The 20357-nt window shown below is 68.7% G+C and carries 24 protein-coding genes; 16 read left to right on the top strand and 8 right to left on the bottom strand.

The genetic code is table 11. The features are described from left to right. The first annotated feature begins 127 nt into the window (after positions 1 to 127). Both E0H75_RS15115 and E0H75_RS15110 read left to right on the top strand, forming a co-directional pair. Entirely contained in the window at positions 128 to 1093 is a 966-nt protein-coding gene (locus tag E0H75_RS15115) for a heme o synthase (RefSeq protein WP_238163029.1), read from the top strand. A gap of 119 nt (positions 1094 to 1212) precedes the next feature. Continuing rightward, positions 1213 to 2301: a ScyD/ScyE family protein gene (locus E0H75_RS15110; RefSeq protein WP_165553760.1), complete on the top strand. Its 1089-nt coding sequence runs from the start codon at positions 1213 to 1215 to the stop codon at positions 2299 to 2301. A gap of 27 nt (positions 2302 to 2328) precedes the next feature. Here the strand turns inward: E0H75_RS15110 and E0H75_RS15105 are convergent, their stop codons facing one another. The 3 genes from E0H75_RS15105 to E0H75_RS15095 are packed head-to-tail and all read right to left on the bottom strand — an operon-like array spanning position 2329 to position 4782. After that, a complete protein-coding gene (locus tag E0H75_RS15105) occupies positions 2329 to 3255 on the bottom strand; it encodes a COX15/CtaA family protein (RefSeq protein ID WP_131514189.1) in 927 nt (308 codons plus the stop codon). Between the two features lie 28 nt (positions 3256 to 3283). Further along, positions 3284 to 4060 (bottom strand): ABC transporter permease, encoded by a 777-nt coding sequence (locus E0H75_RS15100; RefSeq protein ID WP_131514188.1) that lies wholly within the window; start codon positions 4058 to 4060, stop codon positions 3284 to 3286. Next, positions 4057 to 4782, bottom strand: coding sequence for an ABC transporter ATP-binding protein (locus E0H75_RS15095; protein WP_238163028.1), 726 nt, complete (start codon positions 4780 to 4782; stop codon positions 4057 to 4059). The genes E0H75_RS15100 and E0H75_RS15095 overlap by 4 nt, the downstream gene beginning before the upstream one ends. Positions 4783 to 4944: 162 nt before the next feature. Here E0H75_RS15095 and E0H75_RS15090 point away from each other — a divergent pair, with 162 nt between their 5' ends. From E0H75_RS15090 to E0H75_RS15045, 10 genes are all read left to right on the top strand, one after another. After that, positions 4945 to 5691 (top strand): helix-turn-helix transcriptional regulator, encoded by a 747-nt coding sequence (locus tag E0H75_RS15090; RefSeq protein ID WP_131514187.1) that lies wholly within the window; start codon positions 4945 to 4947, stop codon positions 5689 to 5691. After that, positions 5688 to 7100 carry a Fe-S cluster assembly protein SufB gene (gene sufB / locus E0H75_RS15085; RefSeq protein WP_131366493.1) on the top strand — a complete coding sequence of 471 codons (1413 nt, stop codon included), beginning with the start codon at positions 5688 to 5690 and terminating at the stop codon, positions 7098 to 7100. Before E0H75_RS15090 ends, sufB begins: the two co-directional genes overlap by 4 nt. Then, positions 7100 to 8320 (top strand): Fe-S cluster assembly protein SufD, encoded by a 1221-nt coding sequence (gene sufD, locus E0H75_RS15080; protein WP_131514186.1) that lies wholly within the window; start codon positions 7100 to 7102, stop codon positions 8318 to 8320. The genes sufB and sufD overlap by 1 nt, the downstream gene beginning before the upstream one ends. After that, positions 8317 to 8655: a non-heme iron oxygenase ferredoxin subunit gene (locus E0H75_RS15075; protein ID WP_131514185.1), complete on the top strand. Its 339-nt coding sequence runs from the start codon at positions 8317 to 8319 to the stop codon at positions 8653 to 8655. Before sufD ends, E0H75_RS15075 begins: the two co-directional genes overlap by 4 nt. Positions 8656 to 8680: 25 nt before the next feature. Continuing rightward, complete coding sequence (gene sufC / locus E0H75_RS15070) at positions 8681 to 9442, top strand: Fe-S cluster assembly ATPase SufC (RefSeq protein ID WP_131514184.1); 762 nt, start codon at positions 8681 to 8683, stop codon at positions 9440 to 9442. Continuing rightward, positions 9439 to 10698, top strand: a complete 1260-nt coding sequence (locus E0H75_RS15065) for a cysteine desulfurase (RefSeq protein WP_131514183.1) — start codon at positions 9439 to 9441, stop codon at positions 10696 to 10698. The genes sufC and E0H75_RS15065 overlap by 4 nt, the downstream gene beginning before the upstream one ends. Positions 10699 to 10704: 6 nt before the next feature. Then, a complete protein-coding gene (gene sufU / locus E0H75_RS15060) occupies positions 10705 to 11187 on the top strand; it encodes a Fe-S cluster assembly sulfur transfer protein SufU (RefSeq protein ID WP_131514182.1) in 483 nt (160 codons plus the stop codon). Further along, a complete protein-coding gene (locus E0H75_RS15055) occupies positions 11180 to 11572 on the top strand; it encodes a metal-sulfur cluster assembly factor (protein ID WP_131514181.1) in 393 nt (130 codons plus the stop codon). The genes sufU and E0H75_RS15055 overlap by 8 nt, the downstream gene beginning before the upstream one ends. Further along, positions 11569 to 12198 (top strand): acVLRF1 family peptidyl-tRNA hydrolase, encoded by a 630-nt coding sequence (locus tag E0H75_RS15050; RefSeq protein WP_238163027.1) that lies wholly within the window; start codon positions 11569 to 11571, stop codon positions 12196 to 12198. The genes E0H75_RS15055 and E0H75_RS15050 overlap by 4 nt, the downstream gene beginning before the upstream one ends. Positions 12199 to 12264: 66 nt before the next feature. Then, positions 12265 to 12468 (top strand): hypothetical protein, encoded by a 204-nt coding sequence (locus E0H75_RS15045; RefSeq protein WP_131514180.1) that lies wholly within the window; start codon positions 12265 to 12267, stop codon positions 12466 to 12468. Between the two features lie 13 nt (positions 12469 to 12481). On the opposite strand, the gene ypfJ is transcribed toward E0H75_RS15045, so the two are convergent. Further along, positions 12482 to 13384 carry a KPN_02809 family neutral zinc metallopeptidase gene (ypfJ, locus tag E0H75_RS15040; RefSeq protein ID WP_131514179.1) on the bottom strand — a complete coding sequence of 301 codons (903 nt, stop codon included), beginning with the start codon at positions 13382 to 13384 and terminating at the stop codon, positions 12482 to 12484. Positions 13385 to 13501: 117 nt separating this feature from the next. Here ypfJ and abc-f point away from each other — a divergent pair, with 117 nt between their 5' ends. After that, positions 13502 to 15100, top strand: coding sequence for a ribosomal protection-like ABC-F family protein (abc-f, locus tag E0H75_RS15035; RefSeq protein WP_131514178.1), 1599 nt, complete (start codon positions 13502 to 13504; stop codon positions 15098 to 15100). Positions 15101 to 15125: 25 nt separating this feature from the next. Beyond that, positions 15126 to 15890 carry an enoyl-CoA hydratase/isomerase family protein gene (locus tag E0H75_RS15030; RefSeq protein ID WP_131514177.1) on the top strand — a complete coding sequence of 255 codons (765 nt, stop codon included), beginning with the start codon at positions 15126 to 15128 and terminating at the stop codon, positions 15888 to 15890. Between the two features lie 454 nt (positions 15891 to 16344). Here E0H75_RS15030 and E0H75_RS15025 read toward each other — a convergent pair whose 3' ends face one another. From E0H75_RS15025 to E0H75_RS15015, 3 genes are read right to left on the bottom strand one after another with little or no spacing between them, the layout of a single operon-like run. After that, a complete protein-coding gene (locus tag E0H75_RS15025; protein ID WP_131514176.1) occupies positions 16345 to 16791 on the bottom strand; it encodes an SRPBCC family protein in 447 nt (148 codons plus the stop codon). Between the two features lie 15 nt (positions 16792 to 16806). Beyond that, the gene (locus E0H75_RS15020) at positions 16807 to 17136 is read right to left on the bottom strand and encodes an ArsR/SmtB family transcription factor (protein WP_238163026.1); all 330 of its coding nucleotides are present in this window, start codon (positions 17134 to 17136) and stop codon (positions 16807 to 16809) included. After that, positions 17133 to 17573 (bottom strand): SRPBCC domain-containing protein, encoded by a 441-nt coding sequence (locus E0H75_RS15015; protein ID WP_131514175.1) that lies wholly within the window; start codon positions 17571 to 17573, stop codon positions 17133 to 17135. The genes E0H75_RS15020 and E0H75_RS15015 overlap by 4 nt, the downstream gene beginning before the upstream one ends. A gap of 153 nt (positions 17574 to 17726) precedes the next feature. Here E0H75_RS15015 and E0H75_RS15010 point away from each other — a divergent pair, with 153 nt between their 5' ends. Both E0H75_RS15010 and E0H75_RS43070 read left to right on the top strand, forming a co-directional pair. Beyond that, on the top strand, positions 17727 to 19616 hold the full coding sequence (locus E0H75_RS15010; protein ID WP_131514174.1) for an ABC transporter ATP-binding protein: 1890 nt from the start codon (positions 17727 to 17729) through the stop codon (positions 19614 to 19616). A gap of 43 nt (positions 19617 to 19659) precedes the next feature. Beyond that, complete coding sequence (locus E0H75_RS43070; protein WP_165553758.1) at positions 19660 to 19836, top strand: hypothetical protein; 177 nt, start codon at positions 19660 to 19662, stop codon at positions 19834 to 19836. A 3-nt stretch (positions 19837 to 19839) separates the two neighbouring features. Here E0H75_RS43070 and E0H75_RS15005 read toward each other — a convergent pair whose 3' ends face one another. Beyond that, positions 19840 to 20343, bottom strand: a complete 504-nt coding sequence (locus tag E0H75_RS15005) for a hypothetical protein (protein ID WP_131366465.1) — start codon at positions 20341 to 20343, stop codon at positions 19840 to 19842. Positions 20344 to 20357: the final 14 nt, after the last annotated feature.

Below are 20357 nucleotides of genomic sequence, written 5' to 3'. Positions count from 1 at the left end.
GAACACCGGCCCACACTTGTTCGTCGGACTGACCCGGGGGGTGAACGAACCCTCCTACGGGGCGTCGTAGACTGTCGAATCGTCAGCGCCGGGTCTCCGGCGTCAACCCACTCAGTTCGAGGTGTTCGTGACGGCCGTCGACCCGCGTCCAGCCGCGACGACGTCGTACCCGACGCCGCAGCCGGACGGTACTGCTGTTCTCAGTCCGTCGGTGCGCGACGTGGTGAAGGCGTACGTCGGTCTGACCAAGCCCCGCATCATCGAGCTGCTGCTGATCACCACCGTGCCGGTGATGTTCCTGGCCGCCGGGGGAGTGCCCGGCCTGCAGGTCGTCGCGGCCACCCTGGTCGGCGGCATCCTGGCGGCCGGCAGCGCGAACACGATCAACTGCGTGCTCGACCGCGACATCGACGAGCAGATGCGCCGGACCCGCCGCCGCCCGCTGCCCCGGCACGCGGTCAGCCCGCGGTCGGCGACGATCTTCGGCATCGTGCTGGGCATTCTGGCCACCCTCGAGCTCGGCCTGCTGGTCAACTGGCTGTCGGCGGTGCTGGCCCTGGCCGCGAACGCGTTCTACGTCTTCGGCTACACGATGGTGCTGAAGCGCCGGACCGTGCAGAACATCGTCTGGGGCGGGATCGCGGGCTGCTTCCCGACCCTGATCGGCTGGACCGCGGTCACCAACGAGCTGGCCTGGACCCCGGTCGTGCTGTTCGGAGTGGTCTTCTTCTGGACGCCGCCGCACACCTGGTCGCTGGCGATGCGCTACCGCGAGGACTACGCGTCGGTCGACGTACCGATGCTGCCCGTGGTCGCCACCCCGGTCGCCACGGCCCGGCAGATCATGGCGTACTCCGTGGTGATGGTGATCACCTCGATCGCGCTGTGGCCGGTCGCGGGCACCGGTTTCGTGTACCCGCTGGCCGCGATCGTGCTCGGATTCCTGTTCCTCCGCGAGGCCCGCGCATTGTTGCTCCGGGCCCACACCGGAGCCGACGGAGCCGCACTGCGGCCGATGCGGCTCTTCCACTTCTCGAATATCTACTTGGCTCTGCTGTTCATTGCCGCGGCCATCGATCCGCTCCTGCACTGAGCGTCGCCCCGCGGGTGCGGGGAGTTCTCCGGTTGACCTAATCGTGATCCGATGTTGCGATGTGGGGGTCTGCGGAGGGGGATCCGCACCTGGGGAGACGTGACTTCAGGGGGTTCGCAGTGGGGGTACGAACACGCATTGCCGCGGTCGCGGCACTCGCCTTGGCCGGTTCCGTACTGGTGGCCGGAACGGCCGACGCCGGTGGGCATTCGAGCAGTTTGAAGCCGGTGGCAACGGGTCTGGACGGCCCGCGCGGGGTTTCGACGTACGGCAAGAAGGTCATCTACAGCGTCACGGACGGTTCGGTCTATGCCACCGACGGCAAGAAGACCTGGAAGCTCGGCCAGGTCCCGGGTGGATTCCCGCCCGCGATCGACACGAGTTCCCGGGGTACGACGTACGCGTTGACCGGCGCGGGCGGGGAACCTGGTCAGCCGACCCCGCCGGGCGGCGCGACCCTGTACCGGCTGCGGCCGGGGAAGTCGCCGGTGGTGGTCGCCGACATCGCGAAGTACCAGGCCACGGACCCGGATCCGTACAACCAGGCAGATTCGCCGACGGAGACCAACCCGTTCGGCGTCGCGGCGCTGAAGGACGGGACGGTGCTGGTAGCGGATGCCGCCGGCAACGACCTGCTCCGGGTCTGGCCGAACGGCAAGATCAAGACCGTCGCGCGGCTGAAGCCACGCACGGTCAAGGTTCCGGCCGGTCTCGGGGCGGAGGCGCCGCCCGCCGGAACGCCGTTCGTGGCCGAGGCTGTCGCCACGTCGGTGACGGTCGGGTCGGACGGCTACTGGTACGTCGGTGAGCTGCGTGGCTTCCCGGCAACTCCGGGGACGTCGGAGATCTGGCGGATCAAGCCGGGCTCGGTGGGCGCGGTGTGCGATCCGGCCAAGCCGTACAAGGGCAAGTGCCAGCGGTACGCCGACGGTTACACGTCGATCGTCGACCTGGCCGGTGGCCCGCACGGCACGCTCGCCGTCGTACAACTGGCCAGGGACAGCTGGCTGAAGTTCGAGATGGGCGGTTCGACCATCGGTTCGCTGTACCTGCAGTACCCGGGCAAGCACCACAAGGCCGGGTACAAGAGGGAACTGGTCCGCGGTCAGCTCAACCTGCCGGGCGGCGCCGCGTTCAGCAAGTGGGGTGACCTGTACGTCGCAGGCCCGATCATCGGCACTGGCGCCGTGTACAAGGTGAGGCACTAAGAGTAAGTGGTGCGCCCGCAACGTGTCCTACGTTGCGGGCGTGCCGCGTTCGGCGTAGACCGCGGTGACGAGAGCGATCAGCAGCCCGGCGAAGAACATGTGTATCAGGACCAGGCCCCACGGGAGGCCGGTGAAGTACTGCGTGAAGCCGACGGCGCCCTGGAGCAGTTCCATCGCGAGCAGCCAGGCGGCCAGCTTCCGTAACGTGCGTGACGTCGCGGTCACGCGGGTCGCGATCACCAGCGCGATCGTGATCCCGAGCAACCCGAACACGAAGTCCGCGTGCAGCTGACTGATCAGTTCCTCGTCGAACCCGTTCCGCCCGGTGTCCGGGTCGCCCGAGTGCGGGCCGGCGCCGGTCACCAAGGTGCCGAGAGCAACGGTCAGCCAGACCGCCACCACAGAGGCGGTCGCGAGCGCGCGGACCACCGGGGGGGTGTGCGGGTAGGGACTGGTCCGGGACCGCCGCATCATCGACACGGTCAGCGTGATGATCACCGGCGAGACCAGGAAGTGCGCCGACACGATCCACGGGTTCAGTCCGGTCAGCACGCTGATGCCGCCGATCACGGCCTGCAGCGGTACGCCGAGCGCGGCCGCGGTCGCGAGGCGCCGCAGGTCCCGGCGGATCGGGCGGTACCGCATCACCACGAGCCAGGTGCAGATCGCGATGACCGCGACCACGAAGCCGAGCATCCGGTTGCCGAACTCGATCGCGCCGTGGATGCCGAGCGCGGCGTGCGGCACGTACGACTCGTCGGTGCACTGCGGCCAGGTCGGGCAGCCGAGGCCGGAGCCGGTCAGCCGGACCAGTCCGCCGGTCACCACGATGCCGATGTTCGCCACCACCGACGCCCAGCCCCAGCGCCGGACGACATCCAGGCTCGGCTCGGGCACCAGCCGCCAGAAGGCGTTGACTGGTTCGGTCTCTTGTGGCGGGGTCTCCGTGCTCATCACCGGCACACTCTAGAGAAAGGTCTGCTCAGTCCCAGCGGAAGGTCCTGGACACCAGGTATCCGAGCACCCCGGCCCACAGAGCGAGAGACAGTGCGGCGGCCCACGGGATCACACCCTCGATGGTCGAGTTCGCCAGCCCGTTGGCCAGCGCGGCGCTCGGCAGCAGCCGGACGACACCCTGCATGCCGGCCGGGTACTCGTCGACCGGTGTCATCACCGCACCGCCGACCAGCAACAGCAGATAGAGCAGGTTGGCCGCGGCCAGGGTGGCCTCGGCCCGGAGTACGCCGGCCATCAGCAGTCCGAGGGACGCGAAGGCCGCCGTACCGCACAGGACCATCAGGATCACCCCGAACACGGCGTCGAAACCGCCGGCCGGATCCCACCCGAGGGCGAAGCCGGTCCCGATCAGGACGGCGAGCTGGATCACCTGCACGACCAGGACCGCGCCGATCTTCCCGGCGAGCAGTCCGGTCCGGGACAGGGGAGAGGCGCCGAGCCGCTTGATCACGCCGTACCGACGCTCGAAGCCGGTCGCGATCGCCAGCGAGGTGAAGGAAGAGGACAGGACGGCGAGCGCCAGCACCCGCGGTACGGCGTCGTCGATCGCCCGGCCGTCGCCGAGCGGCAGCCGGTCGCCGAGTCCGGTGCCACCCAGAAGCAGGAGGATCCCGAGCGGGATGACGAGCGCCAGCAGCAACTGCTCACCGTTGCGGATCAGGAGCCGGAACTCCATCCGTGAATGCGCGAGCACCTTCCGCGGCCAGGGAGCGCTGCCCGGCTGGGGCGCATAGGTGGTCATGAGCGCTCCCGCTTCGGTGGTGCCGTCAACGCGAGGTAGACGTCCTCCAGAGACTTCGCGCCGTGCTCGGTCAGCGCGTCCGGAGTGCCCGACGCGATCACCTTGCCGGCGGACACCACGTGGACCTGGTCCGACAACTGCTCGGCCTCGTCCATCGCGTGGGTGGTGAGTACGACGGTCACGCCGTCGTCGCGCAGGTCGCGGATCAGCTGCCAGATCTCCCGCCGGCCGTGCGGGTCGAGCCCGGTCGTCGGTTCGTCCAGGAACGCGACCTCCGGCCGCCCGACGATCGCCAGCGCGAACGACAGCCGCTGCTTCTGCCCGCCGGACAGCCGCCTGTACGGCGTCCTGCCGCAGCTACCGAGGTCGAGGCGCTCGACCAGGGCCGGGATCTCGAGCGGGTGCGAGTGCAGGGTGGCGACGTACCTCAGCATCTCGACCGCACGGACGCCGGACCAGGCACCGCCCTCCTGCAGCATCACGCCGATCCGCGGCATCAGCTCGTCGTGGTCCGCGATCGGGTCCAGCCCGAGCACCCGGACCCGGCCGGACTCCGGCCGCCGGAACCCCTCACAGCTCTCCACGGTGGTGGTCTTGCCGGCGCCGTTGGGGCCGAGCACGGACGTCACCGTGCCGACGGTTACGGTGAGACTGAGACCGTCGACCGCGGCCTTGTCGCCGTACCGCACGACGAGGTTGTCGATCTCCACCGCGACTGGCACGGATGAAGTCTAGGACCGGGCTGCCGCGCCTTCGGCGCGGGTGGGGAGCGGAGCCCGGCGGCGTGACGCTGGTCACGATCGGCCCCCGCCTCCCGCGTGCGCGCGGAGGCGGTTAGGTGAGCCTTATTTGAAGGCCCCCGGGAATTACGCGACACTGATGTTGTGAAAAATCCTGCGACTACCGGAGCGGCGCCCACCGGCGCGGTTGCGGCGCGGGACGAGTCCACCCGGGACCGGGTCGCCCGCTCGATCCAGACCAATGGTCCGTCCAGCGCCGCGGTGCTCGCCGAGCGCCTGGAGCTGACGCCGGCGGCGGTCCGCCGGCATCTCGACCACCTGCTCGAGGACGGCCTGGTCGAGTCCCGCGAGGAGCGTGTCTACGGCCCCCGTGGCCGCGGCCGCCCCGCGAAGGTCTTCGTGCTGACCGACACCGGCCGGCACGCGTTCCACCAGGCGTACGACGACCTGGCGGCCACCGCGCTGAAGTTCATCGCCGAGTCCGGCGGTGACGAGGCGGTCGCGGAGTTTGCCCGGGGCCGGGTCGCCGAGGTGGAGCAGCGGTACCGGGAGCTGGTCGACGCCGCTCCCGACAGCGACAAGGCGGAGGCACTCGCCCGGGCCCTGACCACGGACGGGTACGCCGCGTCCACGGCGAAGGCCGCGCACGGCGAGCAGCTCTGCCAGCACCACTGCCCGGTCGCGCACGTGGCCGAGCAGTTCCCCCAGTTGTGCGAGGCCGAGACCGAGGTGTTCTCCCGGTTGCTCGGCCGGCACGTCCAGAGATTGGCCACCATCGCCCACGGCGACGGTGTCTGCACCACACATATTCCCGGCCACGTCCCGGCCCCCCAGGCCGTGTCCGGTCCTGCCCCTGTAACCGACGGCGAATCTGCGAGGACTGCACGATGACGCAAACCGCTCACCCCGAACTGGAAGGCCTCGGCAACTACCAGTACGGCTGGGCCGACTCCGACGCTGCCGGCGCGGTCGCACAGCGCGGCCTGTCCGCCGACGTGGTGCGGGGCATCTCCACCCTCAAGAACGAGCCGGAGTGGATGCTCGACCTACGGCTGAAGGGTCTGAAGCTCTTCGACCGCAAGCCGATGCCGTCGTGGGGCGCGGACCTGTCCGGGATCGACTTCGACAACATCAAGTACTTCGTCCGGTCGACCGAGAAGCAGGCCTCGAGCTGGGAAGAGCTGCCCGAGGACATCAAGAACACCTACGACAAGCTCGGCATCCCGGAGGCGGAGAAGCAGCGCCTGGTCGCCGGCGTCGCGGCGCAGTACGAGTCCGAGGTCGTCTACCACCAGATCCGCGAGGACCTGGAGGCCCAGGGCGTCATCTTCCTCGACACCGACACCGGCCTGAAGGAGCACCCGGAGATCTTCCAGGAGTACTTCGGCTCGGTCATCCCGGTCGGCGACAACAAGTTCGCCTCGCTGAACACGGCGGTCTGGTCCGGCGGCTCGTTCATCTACGTGCCCAAGGGCGTGAAGGTGGACATCCCGCTGCAGGCCTATTTCCGGATCAACACCGAGAACATGGGCCAGTTCGAGCGGACCCTGATCATCGTCGACGAGGACGCCTACGTGCACTACGTCGAGGGCTGTACGGCGCCGATCTACAAGTCGGACTCGCTGCACTCCGCGGTGGTCGAGATCATCGTGAAGAAGGGCGCCCGCTGCCGCTACACGACGATCCAGAACTGGTCGAACAACGTCTACAACCTGGTCACCAAGCGCGCCACCTGCGAAGAGGGCGCGACGATGGAGTGGATCGACGGCAACATCGGCTCCAAGGTGACGATGAAGTACCCGGCGGTCTACCTGATGGGCGAGCACGCCAAGGGCGAGACTCTGTCGGTCGCGTTCGCGGGCGAGGGCCAGCACCAGGACGCCGGGTCGAAGATGGTGCACAACGCGCCGTACACCTCCAGTTCGATCGTGTCGAAGTCGGTGGCCCGCGGTGGCGGCCGGACGTCGTACCGGGGGCTGGTCGAGGTGGCGCCGGGGTCGCACCACAGCAAGTCAACGGTGCGCTGTGACGCGCTGCTGGTCGACACCATCAGCCGCTCCGACACCTACCCGTACGTCGACGTCCGCGAGGACGACGTGGCGATGGGACACGAGGCGACCGTGTCCAAGGTCAGTGACGACCAGCTCTTCTACCTGATGAGCCGGGGCATGGCCGAGGACGAGGCGATGGCGATGATCGTCCGCGGCTTCATCGAGCCGATCGCCCGCGAGCTCCCGATGGAGTACGCGCTGGAACTGAACCGCTTGATCGAGCTGCAGATGGAAGGGGCCGTCGGCTGATGTCCGCCGCTGAAACCCTGGTCGCCACCGGCAACCGGGCGCACTCCCACGGGCCGGGTTCCCCGGTCCCGCTCCAGGCCCGGAGCGAGCGGCCGACGTCGTACGACGTCGCCGACTTCCCGGTGCCGAACGGGCGCGAGGAGGAGTGGCGCTTCACCCCGGTCAAGGCCCTCAAGGCGCTGTTCGCCGACGAGGCCGGCACCGAGACCCCCAAGGTCGACGCGTCCGGTCCCGACGGTGTGGTGTTCGAGACCGTCGCCGCGGACTCGCTGAAGGTCGGTACGCCGCAGGACCGCTCCGCCGCGATCGCCTGGAACCAGGCGGGCGAGGCGCTGGCGGTGCGCATCCCGGTCGAGGCCGAGCTGACCGAGGCGGTGCACGTGAACGTCGCGAGCCTCGGCGCCCGCGGCTTCAGCCACCTGATCGTGGACGCCGGCCGGCACAGCCGCGCGATCGTGATCATCGACCACACCGGTGCCGGTGAGCTCGGCAGCAACGTGGAGATCGTCGTCGGCGACGGCGCCGAGCTCCGTGTGGTCAGCATCCAGCAGGGCGACCACGAGTCGATCCACCTGGGTCAGCACGACGCGCTGATCGGCCGGGACGCCCGGCTGCACCACGTCGCGGTCACCCTCGGCGGCAAGATCGTCCGGATCGGCACCAACGTCCGGTACGCCGGTCCCGGTGGCGACGCCGAACTGCTCGGGGTGTACTTCGCCGAGTCCGGTCAGCATCACGAGCACCGGCTGTTCGTCGACCACGAGGCGGCCAACTGCAAGAGCAACGTGCTCTACAAGGGCGCGCTGGCCGGTGACAAGGCCCGCTCGGTGTGGATCGGCGACGTGCTGATCCGGGCCGCGGCCGAGGGCACCGATACCTTCGAGCTGAACCGCAACCTGGTCCTGACCGACGGCGCCCGCGCCGACTCGGTCCCGAACCTGGAGATCGAGACCGGCGAGATCGAGGGCGCCGGGCACGCGTCCGCGACCGGCCGGTTCGACGACGAGCAACTGTTCTACCTGCAGGCCCGCGGCATCCCCGAGGACGAGGCCCGGCGGTTGGTGGTGTCCGGCTTCTTCAACGACATCATCGGCAAGATCGGCGTTCCCGAGGTCGCCGAGCACCTGCACGACGTGATCGAGCAGAAGCTGGCCCGGACGGCCGAGCTCAGCGCCGCCGCGGCGGCGGCCACCGGACACACGGCGGTCGCGGGACAGTGAGCGACAGCTTCGAGCGCGCCTGCGCTGCCGCCGACGTACCGGATGAGGGAGTCATTCCGGTCGAGGTCGGCGGCGTGGAGGTCGCGGTCGTGAAGAGCGAGGGACAGTTCTTCGCGGTGCGGGACGAGTGCTCGCACGCGCAGATCCAGCTGTCCGAGGGCGAGGTCGAAGCCTGCGAGATCGAGTGCTGGCTGCACGGCTCCCGCTTCGACCTGCGCACCGGTGAACCGACCGGTCTGCCCGCGTACGAACCGGTGCCGGTGTATCCGGTCCGGCTCGACGGCGACGACGTACTCGTCGACGTGAAGAACCCCCTGAACCAGGCATCCCTGTAAAAGACAGACGGAGATAGAAGAACTCATGGCGACACTCGAGATCCGCGACCTGCACGTGTCGGTCGACACCGAGAACGGCCCGAAGCAGATCCTGCGCGGCGTCGACCTGACCATCGCGGGTGGTCAGACGCACGCGATCATGGGCCCGAACGGTTCCGGCAAGTCGACGCTGGCGTACTCGATCGCCGGCCACCCGAAGTACAACATCACCAGCGGCACGGTGACGCTGGACGGCGAGGACGTGCTCGACATGAAGGTCGACGAGCGCGCCCGGGCCGGCCTGTTCCTGGCGATGCAGTACCCGGTCGAGGTGCCGGGCGTGTCGGTGGCGAACTTCCTGCGGACGGCAAAGACCGCGATCGACGGCGAGGCGCCGAAGCTGCGCACCTGGATCAAGGACGTCAACAAGGCGCTCGGTGATCTCGAGATGGACCCGGACTTCGGCACCCGCAACGTGAACGAGGGCTTCTCCGGTGGCGAGAAGAAGCGGCACGAGATCGTCCAGCTGGAGCTGCTGGACCCGAAGATCGCGATCCTCGACGAGACCGACTCCGGCCTCGACATCGACGCGCTGCGAATCGTCTCGACCGGCGTCAACCGGTTCGCGGAGAAGGGTGACAAGGGCATCCTGCTGATCACCCACTACACCCGGATCCTGCGCTACATCACGCCGGACTTCGTGCACGTGTTCGTCGACGGCCGGGTGGCCGAAGAGGGCGGTCCGGAGCTGGCCGAAGAGCTCGAGGCCAACGGCTACGAGCGTTTCCTGAAGGCAGGCGCCAAGTGACCGACGCCCGGACCACCTTCAGCAGTCCGCTGGACCTGCAGTCGGTCCGGGCGGACTTCCCGATCCTGTCGCGCGAGCTCGCCGGCGGGTTGCCGCTGGTCTACCTGGACTCGGCGAACTCCTCGCAGAAGCCGCGCCAGGTGGTGCAGGCGATCGAGGACCACTACCTGAAGCACAACGCGAACGTCGCGCGGGCCATGCACCAGCTCGGTGCCGAGGCGACCGCGGCGTACGAAGGTGCCCGGGACAAGGTCGCGGCCTTCATCGGCGCGCCCGACCGCAACGAGATCGTCTTCACCAAGAACATCTCCGAAGCGCTGAACCTGGTGGCACACACGGTCGGCGGCTCGCTGAAGCCGGGTGACGAGGTGGTCATCTCCGAGATGGAGCACCACTCGAACATCGTGCCGTGGCAGATGGTCTGTGAGCGGACCGGGGCGACGCTGAAGTGGTTCGGCGTCACCGATGACGGCCGGCTGGACCTGAGCAACGTCGACGAACTCATCAACGAGCGGACCAAGATCGTGTCGCTCACCTGGGTGTCGAACGCGCTCGGCACCATCAACCCGATCAAGGAGCTCGCCGCGAAGGCGCACGCGGTCGGCGCCCTGATGGTGGTCGACGCCGCGCAGGCGGTGCCTCAGCTGCCGGTGAACGTGGCCGAGCTCGGAGCGGACCTGGTCGGCTTCACCGGGCACAAGGTGGTCGGGCCGACCGGGGTCGGCGTGCTCTGGGGCCGTTACGACCTGCTCGCCTCGCTGCCGCCGTTCCTTGGCGGCGGTGAGATGATCGAGGTCGTGCGGATGACGGGTTCGACGTACGCCCCGCCGCCGGCCCGGTTCGAGGCCGGTACGCCGCCGATCGCGCAGGCCGTCGGGCTCGGTGCGGCCGTCGACTACCTGTCCGGGATCGGGATGGACAAGATCGCGGCGCACGAGCACGCGATCGTGGAGTACGCGCTCGAGGGGCTGAAGACGGTGCCGGGGCTGACGATCCTCGGTCCGACCGAGGCCAAGGACCACGGTGGCGCGATCAGTTTCGAGCTGGACGGCGTGCACCCGCACGACGTGGCGACCGTGCTGGACACACGCGGAATCGCGGTACGGGCCGGGCACCACTGTGCGCGGCCGGTGCACGAGCGGTTCGGCGTACAGTCCTCGACGCGGGCGTCGTTCTACCTGTACACGACACCGGAGGAGATCGAGGCGCTGGTCGACGGCCTCGGGTTCGTCCGTTCTTTCTTCAAGGTGGCCTGACGTCTCATGCAGCTTGACTCGCTGTACCAGGAGATCATCCTGGACCACTACCGCAGCCCGCACCACACGGGACTGGCGGATCCGTACGACGTGGAAGTGCACCACGTGAACCCGTCCTGTGGGGACGAGGTGACGCTGCGCGTGGAGCTGGACGGCGACACCGTCACCGGCATCACGCACGAGAGTGTCGGCTGCTCGATCAGCCAGGCCGCGACCTCGGTGATGTCCGACCTGGTGATCGGCAAGCCGGTCGCCGAGGGCATGGCGACGTACGAGAAGTTCCTCGAGCTGATGCAGGGCCGGGGGAATGTCGAGCCGGACGAAGAGGTTCTGGAGGACGGCGTCGCGTTCGCGGGCGTCGCGCAGTTCCCGGCCCGGGTGAAGTGTGCGCTGCTGGGCTGGTCGGCCTGGCGGGACGCGACCGCCCGGGCGCTGGCGCAGAACGAGTCCCAGGACGCCGCACAGCAAGAAGGAGTGAGCAATGCCTGACCAGACCGACGAGAAGATCGAGCTGCCCGAGGTCGACCTGCAGGCGGCGGCCCAGGGGTCACAGCCCGGCACCAGCCCGGCCGCGGTCGAGGACGTGACCGAGGCGCTGAAGGATGTCGTCGACCCCGAGCTCGGCATCAACGTCGTCGACCTGGGCCTGATCTACGGGATCACCGTGGACGACACCAGTACGGCGATCATCGACATGACGCTGACGTCGGCGGCCTGCCCGCTGACCGACGTGATCGAGGACCAGACCAGAATGGCGCTGGACGGCCTGGTCAACGACTTCCGGATCAACTGGGTCTGGATGCCGCCGTGGGGCCCGGAGAAGATCACCGACGACGGCCGCGACCAGTTGCGGGCGCTCGGCTTCAACGTGTGACCCGAACGGTGTCGGTGGCACCGGAGCGGCTGGACAGGTGGCTGGCCGGCTTCGGTGACCGCCACGGCGCGGTGAGGTACGACGTGACGCCGACGAGCGTCACCGCCTCCGCGTCGGACGGCTCCGTCGCCGTCGTCGAGGTGCCGTTCGCACCCCTGGAGGAGTTGTCGAAGGACGGCCTCCTGGCTCATGTGCTGCGCGAGTGGCGGCTGGGTGTGCTGCTCGTCCGGCGCGGCGGCTACGGCGCCGGGGTGTTTGCCGGGGGCAAGCTTGTGGACTCCAAGGTCGGATCACGCCACGTGCAGGGGACGACGAAGGCCGGTGGCTGGTCGCAGCAGCGGTACGCGCGCCGGCGGGACAACCAGGCCCGGGAGGCGTTCGCCGCCGCGACCGAAGTAGCGGTGCGGATCCTCGGGCCGGCCCGGCTGCAGGCGCTGGTGTGCGGGGGAGACCGCCGGGCGGTCGACACAGTGCTGGAGGATCCGCGGCTGAAAGACGTGGCTGGACTGGTGCGGCCGCCGTTCCTCGGCGTACCGGATCCGAAACAGAGGGTCCTCGAGCAGGCCGGCGCCGACGCACGGGCGATCCGGATCGAACTGACCGATCCTCCTGAGGATTCGCGCTGAGGCGTGAACGTCATCCCACCTGGGCATACTGAGGTCCTCGCGGCCATTGCACAGGGAGGACAGCGGTTGAACTCGGAACTGCAGTTCTGGCGTGCCATGGCCGGCTATGCGCTCGCGCGAGCCCGCGCCCAGCGTTCCCGCAGGGGCCGGACCCAGCTCGGCGCGTCCTCGCTCGAATGGGCGATCATCTCGGCCATCCTGGTCGCCGCCGCGCTGGCGGTCGGCCTGATCGTCCGCCGCGTCGTCGACAAGCGATCAGGCGCGGACTGACGGCGTACCGAGGTCAGAGCGGGTTGGCCGACCAGGTGTCGCAGGCGTTCATGTCGCCGGAGTCCATCCCCGCCTTGAACCAGCGCATCCGCTGCTCGGCGGTGCCGTGGCTGAAGCTCTCCGGGTTCACCTGTCCCTGGGTCTTCTCCTGGATCCGGTCGTCACCGACGGCGGCGGCCGCGTCCAGGCCGCGGGCGATGTCGTCCTCGGTCAGGCCGCTGATGAACGTGTCGCCGTCCTTGTCGGGCACGGTCGTCGCGTGGTTGGTCCAGATCCCGGCCAGGCAGTCGGCCTGCAGTTCGGACCGGACCGAGTCCGACGTCGGGCCGTTGCGGGTCTTGATCCGGCCGAGGATGCCGTACAGGTTCTGGATGTGGTGGCCGTACTCGTGTGCCACGACGTACGCCTCGGCGAAGTTGCCGCCCTTGGCGCCCAGTTCGGACTGGAGCGTCTGGAAGAACCCGAGATCCAGGTAGACCCGCTTGTCCGGCGGGCAGTAGAACGGCCCGACCGCGCTGGTGGCCGGTCCGCAGCCGGTGCTGACCGAGCCGTCGAAGACCCGCATCGGCGCGCGGGTGTACTTCTTGCCCCGGCGTGGCAGTTCCGCGGCCCAGAAGCCCTCGATCGAGTTCTGGTAGAACACGAACCGGCAGTCCGGGTTGTCCTGCAGGTCGGTGCCCTTCTTGCACGAGTCGAGGTTGCCGGCCGCGGTGTTGCGGACCGATGGCTCCTGGCTGCCGCTGTCGCCGCCCGGCAGGCCGCCGTTCAGCAGCAGGATGACGACGAGCAGGATGATGCCGCCGATGCCGCCGCCCACCGGGATCATCCCGCCGGGCAGTCTGCCGCCGCCTCCGCCACTCCCACGGGTGTCCTCGACCCCACTGGTGTCGAGATCCGCGTCCGGGTTGAATTTCACAGCACTTAGACTAGACCTGACCACGGGGGACTTTGGCGTGTCGTGACGCTGCGCCGCCGACCCGCTACCGCCAGCCCCCTGCCTTGACTCCCGACCCTGAGGACGCCTGCGACCGCGATGATCACTGTCTCCAACCTCGAGGTCCGCGTCGGTGCCAGGCAGTTGCTCGCGCCCGCCTCGTTCCGGGTCGGACCCGGCGACAAGGTGGGTCTGGTCGGCCGCAACGGCGCCGGCAAGACCACGCTGACCAAGATCCTGGCCGGTGAGGGTCTGCCGGCCAGCGGCTCGGTGTCCACCTCCGGCGAGATCGGCTACCTCCCGCAGGACCCGCGGACCGGGGATCTGGAGATCCTGGCCCGGGACCGGATCCTGTCCGCCCGCGGCCTGGACGACGTCGTACGCCGATTGCGCAGCGCGGAGAAGTCGATGGCCAGCGCGGACGACAAAACCCGCGCGAAGGGGATGCGCCGCTACGAGCGGGCCGAGGCCGACCTGCACGCGGCCGGCGGGTACGCCGCCGAGTCGGAGGCGGCCCGGATCGCGGCGAACCTGGGGCTGCCGGATCGGGTGCTGGGGCAACCGCTGGGCACGCTGTCGGGTGGTCAGCGCCGCCGGGTGGAGCTGGCCCGGATCCTGTTCGCCCAGGCGGAGACGCTGCTGCTGGACGAGCCGACCAACCACCTCGACGCGGACTCGATCATCTGGCTGCGCGACTTCCTCAAGTCGTACCCCGGCGGCGTGATCATGATCAGCCACGACGTGAACCTGCTCGAGGAGACCGTCACCCGGGTCTTCCACCTGGACGCGAACCGGGCCGAGATCGACGTCTACAACGTCGGCTGGAAGGCGTACCTCACGCAGCGCGAGGCCGACGAACGGCGGCGCAAGCGCGAGCGGGCGAACGCGGAGAAGAAGGCGACCCAGCTGGTCGACCAGGCGAACAAGATGCGCGCCAAGGCGACCAAGGCGACCGCGGCTCAGCAGATGCTGCGGCGGGCCGAGCAGTTGATGTCCTCGCTCGAGGACGAGCGCAAGACCGACCGCGTCGCGAAGATCGCGTTCCCGACACCGGCGCCGTGTGGCAAGACGCCGCTGATGGCGCGCGAACTGTCCAAGTCGTACGGCTCCCTGGAGATCTTCACCGACGTCGACCTCGCGATCGACCGCGGCTCGCGGGTCGTCGTACTCGGGCTGAACGGTGCCGGCAAGACCACGCTGCTGCGAGTCCTGTCCGGGCTGGAGAAGTCCGACACCGGCGAGGTGATCGACGGGCACGGGCTCAAGCTCGGGTACTACGCGCAGGAGCACGAGACGCTCGACGTGAACCGGACCGTGCTGGAGAACATGAAGTCCGCGGCCCCGGATCTGAACGAGACGCAGGCGCGCAGCGTGCTCGGCTCGTTCCTGTTCACCGGCGACGACGCGGAGAAGCCGGCCAAGGTGCTGTCCGGTGGCGAGAAGACACGGCTCGCGCTGGCGACGCTGGTCGTCTCGGCCGCAAATGTTCTGCTGCTCGACGAGCCGACCAACAACCTGGACCCGGCCTCGCGCGCCGAGGTGCTGAACGCGATCCGCTCGTACGCCGGTGCGATCGTGCTGGTCACCCACGACGAGGGCGCCGTCGAGGCCCTCGAACCAGAGCGCGTCCTTCTGCTTCCGGACGGCGTCGAGGATCTCTGGACCAACGACTACGCCGACCTGGTGTCGCTCGCCTAAGTTAATCGCGAGTAATGTTCCTCGCATGAAGGAACTGCGGTTGACGGTGGAGGGTCCGGTGGCTCGGGTCGTGCTGGACCGGCCCGAGGTGCGGAACGCGCAGACCCCGGCGATGTGGCGGGCCTTGGCCGACTTCGGTACGACGCTGCCGGCCGACGTTCGCGTGGTCGTGGTGTCGGGGGAGGGGCCGTCGTTCTCGGCGGGACTCGACCGGCGGCTGATGATGGGTGAGGGCGTCGACGGCCAGGAGGCGTTGCTCACGCTCGGGGCGAAGCCCACCGCCGAGGTGCACGAGCTGATTGCCGGGTTCCAGGCGGGATTCTCCTGGTTGCGGCGGCCGGAGATCATCAGCATCGCTGCGGTCCAGGGCCACGCCATCGGCGCCGGCTTCCAACTGGCGCTGGCCTGCGACCTCCGCGTCGTCACGCCGGACGTCCGCTTCAGCATGCGCGAGACCGCCCTCGGCCTGGTGCCGGACCTCGGTGGCACCCAACCGCTCGTGCAGCTGGTCGGCTACTCGCGAGCGCTGGAGCTCTGCGCGACCACCCGGTGGGTGGAGGCGAGCGAGGCGAAGGAACTCGGTCTGGCGAACATCGTCGTACCACCGGAGGAGCTCGCCGGGACGGTCAACGATCTGACCGACGCGCTCCTCGCCCCGTTGCCCGGCGCGATCCGCGAGACCAAGGCCCTGCTCCTCGGTGCCGCGGACCGTTCCTACCAGGACCAGCTGAAGGCCGAACGCGAGGCCCAGGAACGCCGCCTCAAAGAGCTCCTCGCAACCCTCAGCTGAACGCCGAAATGTACCTGGCCAGGACGCTGGTGATGTTGGGGCAAACGCGCGACCTTGTGCACCAACCGACCACCAGCGCTCCGCCGATCTGGTCGACCCGTGCTCGAGGTCGCCTGGGCCGGACACGCGGACAGGAGGTGTCGAGCGGTCGGCGCCTCGCGCAGGTACTGCTGAGCGTGCCGAGTACGTGTCCGGCGTGACACCTCCTGTCGAGACGCACGACCCACCACATATCCGGCCGGCGCAGTCCGGCCTCCAAGCACAGCGCCGGCCGTCGACCCGCCGGGTCATTTCGACGGATAACCCCTGCAATTGCCGGTTGTCACCTCGCGTTTTGGGGGAAGAACCGGTGATTTCAGTGGATAACCCATGGAATGCGTGGCGCGGGGTCGGCGGGGTCGTGCGGCGGCGGGGCGGGCCGGGGTGGGCCGGGGTGGGGTGGGGTGGGGTGGCCCTAGTGCCAGTTGCTGATCTGTACGTCGCGGGGCGCGGGGTCGCCCGTACCGGTCTCGACGTACTTCTTCAGGCTCAGCAGGTACGAGCCCCACTTGGTGCTGCAGTGGTACATGAACTCGACCGGCTCCTTCCAGCCCTCGTGCTTGAACAGGACGATCGTGTAGTCGTCGGCCGTGCTGAGGTCGAAGCGGACCTCGGTGCCGATCCACTCCTCGGGACCGTGCACGACCTCCCAGCGCACGAGCTCGCCGGGCCTGGTCTCCAGCAACTTCATGCCGAACGAGCCGCCGGCGACGGGGAAGTGGAAGTCGATCACGCCGCCGACGGAATCGTCGCCTTGGGTGTCGTCGGTCCACCAGCCTGCGAGGCCAGGGATCGTGGTGAGGGCCTTCGAGACGTCCTCGGGGGACGCCGTGATTCCGACGCGGTGCAAGATGTCGAGCATGGGAGTACCTCTCGTTCAGGTGTCTGTACTGCGTTGAATGGATTCGGCGATCCGCTTGATGCGCTGGAGCCGGCGGTCCCAGGCGTCACTGACCGAGGTCAGTTGCGCGATCGCTCGGGCAAGCTGTGATTCGTCCACGGTGTAGCGCCGTTCCCGCCCCGCCGGCTTGGCGTGCACCAGGCCGACCCGCTCAAGGACGGCGAGATGTTTGGCGACGGCCTGCCGGGTGACCGGCAGTTGATCGCTCAGGCCGGTCGCGGTCCCGCCGCCGTTCGCGAGCAGCAGGTCGAGCATCCGTCGCCGGGTCGGATCGCCGACCGCCGACCAGAGCCCGTCGTCGATCACGGCGCGGACACCAGCCGGTCGACGTACGGGACGAGGCGGGGGAGGAAGTAGTTCCAGCCGTTGATGTGATCGCGGTACTGCGCCTCGGACGCCTCGTCGAACCCGGTCTCGGCGAAGCGCAAGACGGTGCCCGTGCCAGCGGCGACGAGGTCGAAGGTCACCAGCAGCGAGTTCGCTTCGGTGGCGGTCTCGCCCTCCGGATAGTCCCACCGGAAGGCGAACCGTCGCGGCGGGTCGGCCTCGACGACCGTGAGCGCAACGACCTTCCCGTCCGGCTTCTCACCGAACGAGACGGTCCCGGTGGCGCCGGCGACCGGGTCGAGGTCCGCATCGTCAGGCCACCACTCGCGCAGGTGCTCCGGCGAGCTGATCACCTCGTAGACCACCTCGGGCGCTGCCTCCACCCGGATCTCCCGCTCGATGGTCCGGTCCGCCATCTCACCCACCGTCCTTTCGCAACCTTTGGTTGCCTATGACTGTAGAGCACTCTCAGAGCATCCGCAACCATTGGTTGCATGACGGTCAGTGGGAACATTGTGATGACCTGAACTGTTGTGAAGCTTCACGACACAGGAGCGGGGAGGAACTGCATGTCCTCAGGGATGGCACGCGCCGGCATGGGCGCTTACGGCTGGCGGCGCCAGGATTCGTCCGTGACCGGGCAGAAGCTCGCCAAGGGCACACTGCGCCGGATCGCGCGGTTCGCGAAGCCGTACCGCTGGTACATCTCGGTGTTCCTGGTGCTGGTCATCCTGTCGGCGTTCATGGTCATCGCCTCGCCGCTGTTGTTCAAGAAGATCGTCGACGACGGCATCACCAAGGGGAACGCCCGACTGGTCACCGCGCTCGCGCTGGTGGTCGCCCTGCTCGCGGTGGTCGAGGCCGGGCTCGGGCTGATGCAGCGCTGGTTCTCCGCGCGGATCGGCGAAGGGCTGATCTTCGACCTGCGGACCAAGGTCTTCGGGCATGTGCAGCGGATGCCGGTCGCGTTCTTCACCCGGACGCAGACCGGCGCGTTGGTGTCCCGGCTCAACAACGACGTGATCGGCGCGCAGCAGGCGTTCACCTCGACGCTGTCCGGCGTGGTCTCGAACATCATCAGCCTGATCCTCGTGGTCGGCGCGATGCTGGTGCTGAGTTGGCAGTTGACGGTGGTGGCGATCCTGCTGCTGCCGGTGTTCCTCATCCCGGCACGGATCCTCGGTCGCCGACTGGCCGCGCTGACGCGCGAGCAGATGAACCTCAACGCCGAGATGTCGACGGCGATGACCGAGCGGTTCAGCGTCGGCGGAGCACTGCTGGTCACGCTGTTCGGTACGCCGTCGATCGAGAACAAGGACTTCGGTGAGCGAGCCGGACGGGTCCGCGACCTGGGCATCCGGATCGCGATGCTTGGCCGCGTGTTCTTCACGGCACTCACCCTGGTCGCCGCATTGGCGACCGCCTTGGTGTACGGCGTCGGCGGCAACCTGGCTGTCCGCGAGACGCTGACCGTCGGGACCCTGCTGGCCCTGGTCGCCTTGCTCGGCAGGCTGTACGGCCCGCTGACGGCACTGTCGAACGTGCGGGTCGACGTGATGACCGCGCTGGTCTCGTTCGAGCGCGTCTTCGAGGTGCTCGACCTCGAGCCGATGATCAAAGACGCTCCGGATGCCAGGGAACTGCGCAGTGAGCGGGCCGGGGTCGAGTTCGACCACGTGGCGTTCGCCTACCCGACGGCCGAGCAGGTGTCGCTCGCGAGCCTGGAGTCGGTTGCTGTGCTCGACAAGCGGGTGTCCTCGCAGGTGCTCGAAGACGTGAACTTCGCCGTCCAGCCCGGCCAGATGGTCGCGCTGGTCGGCCCGTCGGGCGCCGGCAAGACCACGATCACGAACCTGGTGGCCCGCCTGTACGACGTGACCGGCGGGGCCGTGCGGGTCGGTGGGCAGGACGTCCGCGAGGTGACGCTGCAGTCGCTGCACGACACGATCGGGTACGTCACGCAGGACGCGCACATGTTCCACGACACGATCCGGGCGAACCTCGCGTACGCGAAGCCGGACGCCACCGACGACGAGATGATCGAGGCCCTGAAGTCCGCGCAGGTGTGGACGTTGGTGTCGTCCCTGCCCGACGGCCTCGAGACCGTGGTGGGGGACCGTGGCCACCGGCTGTCCGGTGGCGAGCGGCAGCGCCTCGCGATCGCGCGTTTGTTGCTGAAGGCACCGCAGATCGTCGTACTGGATGAAGCCACGGCCCATCTGGATTCCGAGTCCGAGGTCGCCGTACAGCGGGCGCTCGACACCGCGCTGGAAGGGCGTACGTCGCTCGTGATCGCGCACCGCTTGTCGACGGTGCGGAACGCCGACCTGATCCTGGTCGTTGACCGCGGCAACATTGTCGAGCGGGGTACGCACGAGCAGTTGCTCGCCCAGGGCGGGGAGTACGCCGACCTGTACCACACCCAGTTCGCCGAGACCGGATCCGCTGCCGGCGTCTGAGCGAGCTACTTTGGTTGTGAGGGGCAGTGAGGGGGAGCGGACGATGATCAGACTGGCCTTGGCTCTCGCCGCGGGCTACGCCGGCTACAAACTCGCGTATCACTCCGAGGACGGCCGCCACTACGGCGAAACCGGCGACCGAACGATCCGCACCACGGTGTCGCTGCTGATGGCCGCCCTCGCGGTCGGCGTCACCTACGCAGTCATGCTCCGGTTCTGACCGCTACGAAGCGGACGCCTTCTCTGGGTCGTGTTCCAGCAGGTGGAGGACCGGTACGCCGAGGTGGCGGCGGGCGGAATTGGTCCAGTCCAGGTGGAAGAACTCGGCCACCACGTGTGGCCGGGTCAGGATGATGACTTCCTGGCCCTGCACGTGGTCCACGGTGGCGATCAGGGCGTCGATCGGGCGGTCGTGCGAGATGCCGCCTTCCGCGTGCTGCCCGAGGTCGCGCAGCCGCTGGACGCTGCGTCCGCTGCAGCCCTTCGCCTCGGTGTCGATCGCCTTCTGCGCCTCGGCGAGATCCTGGCGCTGACTGGCCAGCCCTGGACCGTACAGGTCCGCGGTGCCCAGCGCGCTGATCGAGGCCTCCACACCCGCCTCGGCGTTGTGGCACGGCACGAGCACGTGATACGTGACGGACTCGGGCATGTCCTGGTGCAGTTCAACGACGCGTTTCGCGTCCGGCGCCGATAGTTCCTGTTCGACGAGCAGTACGACGTCGTACATCGCAACCTCCGGTT

Origin of the sequence: Kribbella capetownensis, from assembly GCF_004331485.1 — a bacterium.
Taxonomy (GTDB): domain Bacteria; phylum Actinomycetota; class Actinomycetes; order Propionibacteriales; family Kribbellaceae; genus Kribbella; species Kribbella capetownensis.
Note: the sequence above shows the minus strand (reverse complement) of the source record. Positions and strands in the feature narration are given on the sequence as shown.